General features: G+C 77.2%; 1 protein-coding gene and 1 pseudogene. One reads left to right on the plus strand and one right to left on the minus strand.

Going from position 1 to position 2,105, the window contains the following annotated elements; genetic code table 11:
• Positions 1–725, plus strand: a pseudogene (locus AR3_RS31410) (hypothetical protein); the annotation flags it as partial.
• Positions 726–758: 33 nt separating this feature from the next.
• On the opposite strand, the gene AR3_RS28935 reads toward AR3_RS31410, so the two are convergent.
• Positions 759–1,913, minus strand: coding sequence for a glycosyltransferase (locus AR3_RS28935; RefSeq protein ID WP_067918795.1), 1,155 nt, complete (start codon positions 1,911–1,913; stop codon positions 759–761).
• Between the last annotated feature and the right edge of the window lie 192 nt (positions 1,914–2,105).

The following is a 2,105-nucleotide window of genomic DNA, read 5'->3' on the forward strand; positions in this document are numbered from 1 at the left end:
CGGCCCGGCTGGTGGCGCTGCGCGGCGGCTCGGCCGGTCCCGGCCCCGCGGAGCTCGGCGGCACGCCGCCGGGGGACTGGCCGGACGCCTGCGCCCTGCTGCAGCGGCCGGACCTGCTGGCCGCGCACCTGGACCCCGGCAGCGCCCGCCCCGGCCGCGCCGAGATCGGCGAGGAGACGCTGCCGCACCCGGTGAGCTGCACCTACGAGGCGCCGCAGCGGCCGGCGCCGCCGGAGGTCCCGCCGCTGACCGTCGCGCCGTCCGGCGGACCGACCGACGTCCTCTCCGGGGCTCCCCAGGCCGACCGGGCGGTGCCGGAGGAGTCGGCCTCCCCGGACCGGTCCGCCTCCGCGACGCCGCACGACGGCGGGACGCCCGGCGAGGACGGCGACCGCAGCACGGCCGAGCCCGGCGACGACGGCCGCGGGACGGACGACGACGAGTGGGGCGCGCGCAGCCTCACCGTGACCGTCAAGTGGGTCGCGCCGACCGGGCAGGCCGCGGCCGAGCTGATGGAGACGCTGCGCGCGGTCCAGGCGCAGGCGCGGCGGCGCACCGACATCGGCGGCGACGAGGCGTACGAGCTGGGGCCCACCGCGGGAACGATCGCCGTGCGGGTCGGCCGCTCCATCGTGGTGGTCACCGCGGCGCGCCCGCCGGGCGCGGCCAGCCGGCTCGCCCGGTCCGCCGCCATGACCCTCAGCCGACCGGACCGGCGTCCCTAGTCGGGCGGCCCCGCCCCGTCCGGGCGGGCCGGATCATTCGGTGAGCGGTTCGGGCTGCGGGCCGGGGGCGGGCTCGGGCCGCGGCGGCAGGGCCGGGTCGGCGACGCGTCCGGCCCACTGCTCGAGCTGGGCGACGAACTTCTCGGCGTGCACCGGCCAGTGGAACCGGGCCCGCGCCGTCTCATATCCGCGTTTGCCGAGGTCGGCCCGCAGCTCGGGGTCGTCGCGCAGCCGCAGGATCGCGTCGGCCGCGGCGGCGGGGTCGCCGAACGGGACGACGAAGCCGCAGCCGGCCGGTTCGACGATCCGCACGGCGGGCGGGTTGGGCGTGGTGACCACCGGGATGCCGCGGGCCATGTACTCCACGACCTTGGTCGGCATCGAGTGCCGGTAGTTCGGCTCGTCGTGCAGCAGCGCCAGGCCCGCCATCGCGCCCTCGGCGATGCGCAGCGCCCGGTCGTTGGGCACGAAGCCGTACCAGCGCAGCACCCCGTCGCGCTGGGCGGCGCGCAGCGCGGGCCGTACGTCGCCGTCGGCGGCGCCGATCAGCTCGACCAGCACCCCCTCGGGCGCCAGCAGCCGGGCCGTCTCGATCATGTCGATCGCGCCGCGGGCCCGCGACAGGTGCCCCACGTAGACGGCGCGGCGGCCCTCCGGCGGGGCGGGCGGCAGGGCGGACACGTAGGTGGTGTTCGGCACCACGGGGTGGTCCATGCGGAACCGCGCCCGGTAGCCCTCCTCGGCGAGCAGCAGCCGGTGCCGGCGTTCGGCGCGCGCCTCCAGGCGCCGCACCGCCGGGCGCAGCAGCGGGCGCACCAGGCCCGGCACCCAGGCCTTGGCGCTGAGAGCGGCGGCGGTGTCCTCGTGGACGTCCCAGACCACCGTGCGGCTGCGCACCTGCCGCGGCAGGCCGACCAACAGCTCGGGGTCGTGCAGGAGCACGACGTCCGAGTACGGGGCGTGCTCCCGCAGCGCCCTGTGGGCGGCGCGCAGCGCGCGGAGCCTGCGCCGCCCCGTCGCGCGCGGAACGTCGACCGGGCTCACCCGCCGCCAGGGGATCACATTGCACGCACGGAACGGCGCGATGTAGGTGACTTCGTGACCGGCGTCGAGAAGCGCGCGAATCTGCCGGTGCAGAATCCGGGCATCTTCTGGGTGATGCACGATCGTGCAAACGCAGACCCGCATGGCTCTCACTCCGGATCAATGCCGCTGACCGTCCAGCGCCGAGTCTGCGCGCGGCAGGGGAATTGCGTGTTAATTCCGCCTTGCCGCGCGGTGGCCGACCACGGTCCGTAGCCCGTCGCCGACCGACGGCGCGTCCCCGGACCCGCGGCCGCGACGCTCACAGCAGCTCGACCGTCTCGCCGTGCAGACCGC

This window comes from Actinomadura rubrobrunea NBRC 15275 (assembly GCF_001552235.1).
GTDB classification, from domain to species: domain Bacteria; phylum Actinomycetota; class Actinomycetes; order Streptosporangiales; family Streptosporangiaceae; genus Spirillospora; species Spirillospora viridilutea.

Coding starts and splice junctions, on each gene's coding strand:
- AR3_RS28935 (WP_067918795.1), bottom strand. CDS start 1,913: ATGCGGGTCTGCGTTTGCACGATCGTGCATCACCCAGAAGATGCCCGG.